Raw genomic sequence first — 7,168 nt, 5'->3', positions numbered from 1 at the left:
CTCTGTTGGTACTGTTGAGGTTCAACGGCAGAAAAAACCAGCCTGGATATACCTGACGAAGTGCATCTGCCTGCAGGCAGTGCATAGACCAATACTGAAGGTGCCAGGCTGGCTCGATTCCAATAAAACAGGCAGAGAGTAAAGATCACAAGCTACTTATACAACCTTTTGCCTGTTGGTAAATAGTTCTCCCTCTAACATATGAGAAACAAGAATTCATTTTCTATGCTGTAATCTCCAACAATTATAAATTCTAAATCATCCAGGTTTTGTCCGGTATAAAAGCTGTCTACAAAGGTATTATTTGGTAAATATTGGGCGCTATAATATCCAAAATCCCAGCTTCCAATTAAGCGCTCTTTAAGCCTTTCATCTATACTTTCCTTATTTGAATTTGTGAGGGAGCAACCACCTATTAAAAGAGATGAGAGCAAAAACATTATTAAACTACGCTGTGTAGGCATATCATATGTAGTTAGTTGTAGGATAAAACCAACAAAATTTTGAGTTAATATGATCGTAATTCAATAACATATATATGCAGGATTCGGTTGTATCTTTTTTAATAGAGCATATACGTTTAGTGAGAACATAAATAAGAAGAACCGATTCTAACCAGCAAAGCATTACAATTTTTTGGCCTCGTAACTTACCTGCGCATAATTGATAACGGCCACCAAAGCCACTCCGCCTACAATATTACCAGTTGCGGTGGGTATAAAAAAGTTGAAAAGGAATTCTCCCCAGTACATTTGTCCTATCCACAAGCCATAAAATCCTTCAACGGAACCGGCAATGATGTGTGAAAATCCGCCTATGCCAATTACATAAGTGATGATAATAATCACCCAAAAGCGGGCTTCCTGTGCAAAGGGCAACAACCAGATAATCAGGGCAATCAACCATCCCGCAAAAATAGCCCTGAAAAAAGTCTCCCAGGGTGCGTGCGAAACTACCGTGTGTGCTATTTCACTTAAATGGGTGTAAACTGAAGGATCAAAAATGGAAAGCGAAGCAATGGCAAAGCTAAATAACATGGTGCCCACAATATTGGCAAAAAATACGATACCCCAGAGCCGGGCTAAATTTCTGAAAACCGACCAGGATTTTTCATTCAATACCTGAAGTACCGGGATAAGGGTGTTTTCGGTAAACAATTGTTGGCGGCCCAATATCACGATTAAAAACCCAATACTATAACCAAATTCAGCAATTAGCGGTACCCAATTGGCATCAGGAAGATGACTGGCAAGGAGCGCTTCGGTGAGAAAAGAGAAGCCCATCGACAAGCCGGCCGCCAGTCCCGACCATAGTAAAGCAAAGGAAGGGCGCTCAAGTTCATGTTCCCCTTCGGCCCTGATGGCTTCAAAAATTTCCAAGGCCCTGGGCGCTTGCCGTTCTTCAGCTTCTTTCGAATTAGAATTACTCATGCAAAGTATAGTAAAAGTTAATGCAGATATTTGTGAGGCCGGCGTCCAAAATAGAATAAGTGGCAGTAATGTAAGCTTATCAAGAATTTTTGGGAAAACGCTCGCCTATTCTCTTAACTAAATTGATAACTTTATGTTTCTTGGATGGAAACGCTTCTATTTCTTCTTTTTATTAAGATGAATCTTTTTTATTTACCCCATCATCAATTCGATTGAATAAATTCCTAACCTAACTTAACCAACTGCTATGAACACCATTCAGATACGCCTGAGCTTTATGATGTTTCTCCAGTTTTTTATCTGGGGAGCCTGGTTTGTAACGCTCGGTACTTTTTTGGGGAATAACCTGGCGGCCACCGATGGACAAATCGGTATGGCGTTTGCCACCCAATCCTGGGGAGCCATTATTGCTCCGTTTATCATCGGGTTAATTGCTGACCGCTATTTTAATGCTGAGCGCATTCTGGGCATTATCCACCTAATCGGTGCAGGGTTGATGTATCTGATGGCGAATACTACCGATTTCACCCTTTTCTATCCTTACGTGTTGGGCTATATGATTTTGTATATGCCTACTTTGGCACTGGTTAATTCCATCTCATTTCGCACGATGAAAGATCCAAAAGCCGATTTTTCTAAAGTGAGGGTTTTTGGTACGGTGGGATGGATTGTAGCCGGGCTGGCTATCAGTTATGTTTTTTCATGGGATTCTCCTCAGGCTATAGATCAGGGCTATCTTGAAAACACTTTTCTGCTTGCTGCGGTGGCCTCTTTGGTTTTAGGGATTTTCAGTTTTACGCTGCCCAAAACCCCGCCAAAAATTTCAAAAGACGAGACCGTTTCCATCAAAGATATGCTTGGCCTGGATGCACTGAAGATGTTAAAAGACCGCAATTTTCTGGTGTTCTTCATTGCCTCTGTGTTGATTTGTATTCCCTTGGCTTTCTATTATCAGAATGCCAACCCCTTTTTGGCGGAGATCGGGGTGAATAACCCGACCGGTATTATGACTATCGGTCAGGTCTCTGAAGTTTTATTTATGCTGCTGATTCCTTTTTTTCTGACGCGCTTTGGAATCAAGAAAACACTGTTGATCGGCATGCTGGCCTGGGCTCTGCGCTACCTGCTGTTTGCATATGGTAATTCAGGCGAACTGATGTTTATGCTGATTATCGGGATTGCCCTGCACGGCATCTGCTACGATTTCTTTTTTGTGGCCGGACAGATTTATACCGATTCCAAAGCCGGTGAAAAATTCAAGAGTTCTGCACAAGGGCTCATTACACTGGCAACCTATGGAGTGGGAATGCTCATCGGTTTCTGGGCAGCCGGGCAGATTTCCACAATCTACACCTTTAGCGATGGCCTGCACGACTGGGAGATGATTTGGCTGTGGCCTGCAGGCTTTGCTTTCGTAGTGTTTGTGATTTACATGTTCACTTTCAAAAACGAAGAAATCGAATACGAGAAGGTGGATATTTGAGGGAATATTTTTGTATTTCAGAAATCGAAAACAGGCGATTCATTTGAATTAAGAAATGAAAAATCCTCCCTTGAGGGAGGTGCCGGTTTTGACTTGTCAAAACGCGCGGAGGGTGTTAGTGCCATGGGCCAAGCGGTAAGATTAAAGAATGTACTCCTTGGTACCAACACCCCTCCCGGCTAAAGCCGTACTCCCCTCAATGGTAGACTTAATTCTAAGCCTTAATCTACTACTTTGGATGATTAGTTATTTGTAAGAAACCCTTTGCGCTCTATGCGTACTTTGCGGTTTAGAAGATGCCACTGAAAAAATGTGAACCAACAAAGACATTATTTATGCAAAACCGAAAACTCAGAATGGGAATGATAGGCGGTGGCGTGGGCTCTTTTATCGGGGGCGTACACCGGGTGGCTGCCAACCTGGACGGACAAATTGAACTGGTGTGCGGAGCCTTCAGCCGGGACCCGGAGAAATCTGCCCGAACTGGCAAAGAGCTTTTTTTAGATGAAGGCCGGGTTTACGGTTCCTATAAAGAAATGATTAAAGCCGAAAAACAACTTCCTAAAGGTGATCGCATGGATTTCGTTTCCATTGTAACGCCTAACCATGTTCATGCCGATCCGGCGCTATTAGCTCTTGATAACGGCTTCCCCGTAATCATCGATAAGCCCCTGTGTTTTGATATGCAGGAAGCCAAAGCCCTTCAAGCCAAAGTAAAAGAAACGCGCTTGCCTTTTGCGCTTACGCACACCTACACCGGCTACCCGATGGTAAAACAGGCCCGCAAGATGGTGGAGGATGGTGAGCTTGGTCCCATAAAGAAAATCACTGTGGAATATCCGCAGGGCTGGCTGTCCCAAAAGCTGGAAGCCGATGATAACAAACAGGCTTCCTGGCGGACCGATCCCACTAAATCCGGAAAGGCCGGTGCGTATGGTGATATCGGCACGCACGCCGCTAACATGGCCGAGTATGTTTCTGGTTTGAAAATCAATAAAGTGCTCTCGCAGCTCTCCAAAATTGTTGAGGGCCGGCTGCTGGATGATGACGCCTCTGCCTTGCTCGAATTTGAAGGCGGTGTGCCGGGCGTACTGGCATGCTCACAGGTTTCCGCAGGAGAAGAAAACAACATCAAAATTCGAGTGTATGGCGAAAAGGGCGGGTTGGAATGGCAACAGGAAGACAATAACACCCTGAAAGTGAAATGGCAGGGCAAGCCCGATCAAATCTACCGCACCGGCGTGGATAATACGGGCTACCTTTCGGAAACAGCATTAGCGAATTCTCGGGTGCCGGCCGGACATCCCGAAGGCTACCTGGAAGCTTTTGCCAACATCTATCGCAACTTTGGAATGCACCTCCGTGCCCATGATGCCGGCGAAAATCACGATATGGAAATCTACGATTATCCCGATGTGGACGAAGGTGTGCATGGCATGAGTTTGGTGGATGCGGTGGTAGAGTCTACAGAGCGTGGAAATATCTGGGTAGAAGTAAAGAATAATTGAAAATTAAAGATTTAAGATTAAAAATTAATTACTGACGCTTAGCGTCAGCTTCCAATTTTTAATCTTGACTTTTCAATCTTGAATCAAAAAGAAATGAAGACGATCAAAGGTCCTGCGATTTTTCTCGCACAGTTTTTAGACGATGACAAACCTTTTAATAACCTGGAAAGCATTTGCAAGTGGGCGAAAGAGCTTGGCTATGAGGGGGTACAGATTCCCGCCTGGGATACACGTGTCATCGATATCATCAAGGCCCGTGACAGCAAAACTTACGCCGATGAAATCAAAGGCATTGTGGAGGATGCCGGATTGGAGATCACCGAGTTGGCAACGCACTTACAGGGACAGCTGGTGGCGGTTCACCCCGCTTACGATACCATGTTTGACGGCTTTGCGCCCGATCCCGTAAAAAATAACCCGGAAGCCCGGCAGATGTGGGCGGTAGAACAGGTGAAGGCGTCGGCCTCGGTATCGCGCCATTGGGGCATTGATGTGATGGGAAGTTTCTCCGGCGCATTTCTCTGGCATACCGTGTACCCCTGGCCGCAGCGTCCGGCGGGACTGGTGGAAACGGGTTTTAAAGAGCTGGCTAAAAAGTGGAAGCCGGTGCTGGACCATTGCAAAGACGAAAGCGTTAAAGTGTGCTACGAGCTGCATCCCGGCGAAGACCTGCACGACGGACTGACCTACGAGCGATTTTTTGAAGCGACAGGGAAACACGAAAGTGTGGGCATTTTATACGACCCCAGTCACTTTGTGCTGCAGCAGCTGGATTACCTGGAATTCATCGACATCTATCACGAGCACATCGGGATGTTCCATGCCAAGGATGCGGAATTCAATCCCACCGGAAAAGCGGGCGTGTACGGTGGCTATGCCAGCTGGAAAGATCGTCCCGGCCGTTTCCGCTCACTGGGCGATGGCGACGTAGATTTTAACGGCATTTTCAGTAAGCTGAGCCAGTATGATTTTGACGGATGGGCCGTGCTGGAGTGGGAGTGCTGTATCAAATCACCCGGGCAGGGAGCGGCAGAAGGTGCGCCGTTTATCTCGGATCATATTATTGAAGTCACCGAAAAGGCTTTTGACGATTTTGCCGGGGAAGGGGCCGATGAAGAGAAGAACAGGAAGATTTTGGGGATAGAATAGGGTTATGGTGTTATAGTGTTACAGTGCTATGGTGTTAAAGTGGTGTTCTCACCGTAGAACCAAAATCACAATTACTGCTATTTGGCTAGTACACAAATCCACGAATTTTTTTGTTACCTTTATGGTTGCTTAACAATGAAATAAACTCCAAACGCTACGATACACAGCTCTAAAAAGTATTGTGTGGTCGGAGCAGGTATCAGTCTTATGGAAGTACTAGATGTTTTAGATATTGAATCCGAAGTTTCCCTCCCCAAGCGCTACAGCGAGCTTTCGGAAGAAGAGATGACAGCCCGCGTTCGGGAGATCAAAGCCAAGTTTGGCGAACGGCTGTTTATACCGGGGCATCACTATCAAAAAGATGAAGTGATACAGTTTGCCGATGCCCGCGGTGATTCGCTGAAGCTGGCTCAAATCTGTACGACCAAACCCGAGGCTGAGTTCATTCCCTTTTGTGGGGTTCATTTTATGGCAGAAACAGCCGACATGCTTACGGGGCCCGATCAAAAAGTGATTTTACCCGACATGCGTGCGGGCTGCTCCATGGCTGATATGGCCGACATCGATCAAACCGAAGAAGGATGGGAAGCTATGCAGGAAGTTTGGGGGGATACCATTTTACCCCTCACTTATGTAAACTCTACGGCTGCTATTAAAGGATTTGTAGGGAAGCATGGCGGCGCTACGGTAACATCTTCCAATGCCAAAAAAATGCTGGAATGGGCTTTCACCCAAAAAGAACGAATCCTGTTTTTACCAGATCAACACTTGGGGCGTAACACGGCTTATGATCTGGGTATTCCGCTTGAGCAAATGGCCGTTTGGGCACCACTGAAAGGAGAGTTTGAGTACGAAGGTGATTTTGAAGATGTGAAAGTAATTCTTTGGAAAGGACACTGTTCGGTGCACGAGAAATTTAATATCAAACATATTGAAAACTTGCGGGATAAAGAGCCGGAGATGAAAGTCCTGGTGCATCCGGAGTGTACTTTTGATGTGGTTCAAGCCTCCGACCTAAACGGTTCCACCAGTTTTATCATCAACACGATTGAGAATGCTGAGCCAGGCAGTAAGTGGGCTATTGGTACGGAAATGAACCTGGTGAATCGCCTGGCCATGGAAAATCCGGATAAAGAGATTGTATCGCTAAACCCGTTTATGTGCCCCTGCCTTACGATGAACCGCATTGACTTACCGCACCTGCTATGGTCGCTCGAAAAGCTGGAACAAGGCGAAGTGGTGAATCAAATCACCGTTCCTCAAGAAGTTGCCGAGAACGCTGTTTTGGCCCTCAATCGCATGCTGGAGCGTTCATAAGAAATCATACAATCACTCCGTATTCGTCTGACCGCTTTAGGAAAGCGTAGACTGAAGTTTAAATAGTTTTGCGGTCTCATATGTTAGAGGGAGAACTATTTACCAACAGGCAAAAGGTTGTATAAGTAGCTTGTGATCTTTACTCTCTGCCTGTTTTATTGGAATCGAGCCAGCCTGGTACCTTCCGTATTGGTCTATGCACTGCCTGCAGGCAGATGCACTTCGTCAGGTATATCCAGGCTGGTTTTTTCTGCCGTTGAACCTCAACAGTACCAACAGAG

6 protein-coding genes are annotated in these 7,168 nt (G+C 45.8%); 4 read left to right on the top strand and 2 right to left on the bottom strand.

Annotation, left to right across the window (positions count from 1 at the left end):
- Positions 1–194: 194 nt before the first annotated feature.
- Together FN815_RS18700 and FN815_RS18695 are read right to left on the bottom strand one after the other, a co-directional pair.
- On the bottom strand, positions 195–464 hold the full coding sequence (locus tag FN815_RS18700) for a hypothetical protein (protein WP_142456364.1): 270 nt from the start codon (positions 462–464) through the stop codon (positions 195–197).
- Between the two features lie 162 nt (positions 465–626).
- Entirely contained in the window at positions 627–1,430 is an 804-nt protein-coding gene (locus tag FN815_RS18695) for a formate/nitrite transporter family protein (RefSeq protein ID WP_142456363.1), read from the bottom strand.
- 247 nt (positions 1,431–1,677) lie between these two features.
- Here FN815_RS18695 and FN815_RS18690 point away from each other — a divergent pair, with 247 nt between their 5' ends.
- The 4 genes from FN815_RS18690 to nadA all read left to right on the top strand — a co-directional run bounded on the left by FN815_RS18690 (position 1,678) and on the right by nadA (position 6,887).
- Positions 1,678–2,913 carry a nucleoside permease gene (locus FN815_RS18690; protein WP_142456362.1) on the top strand — a complete coding sequence of 412 codons (1,236 nt, stop codon included), beginning with the start codon at positions 1,678–1,680 and terminating at the stop codon, positions 2,911–2,913.
- A gap of 335 nt (positions 2,914–3,248) precedes the next feature.
- Complete coding sequence (locus tag FN815_RS18685; protein WP_142456361.1) at positions 3,249–4,421, top strand: Gfo/Idh/MocA family protein; 1,173 nt, start codon at positions 3,249–3,251, stop codon at positions 4,419–4,421.
- 93 nt (positions 4,422–4,514) lie between these two features.
- Complete coding sequence (locus FN815_RS18680) at positions 4,515–5,570, top strand: sugar phosphate isomerase/epimerase family protein (RefSeq protein ID WP_142456360.1); 1,056 nt, start codon at positions 4,515–4,517, stop codon at positions 5,568–5,570.
- Between the two features lie 207 nt (positions 5,571–5,777).
- Positions 5,778–6,887 carry a quinolinate synthase NadA gene (gene nadA, locus FN815_RS18675; protein ID WP_142456359.1) on the top strand — a complete coding sequence of 370 codons (1,110 nt, stop codon included), beginning with the start codon at positions 5,778–5,780 and terminating at the stop codon, positions 6,885–6,887.
- The last annotated feature ends 281 nt before the right edge of the window (positions 6,888–7,168 follow it).

The sequence above is a fragment of the Gracilimonas mengyeensis genome (assembly GCF_900182705.1).
Classification (GTDB): domain Bacteria; phylum Bacteroidota; class Rhodothermia; order Balneolales; family Balneolaceae; genus Gracilimonas; species Gracilimonas mengyeensis.
Note: the sequence above shows the minus strand (reverse complement) of the source record. Positions and strands in the feature narration are given on the sequence as shown.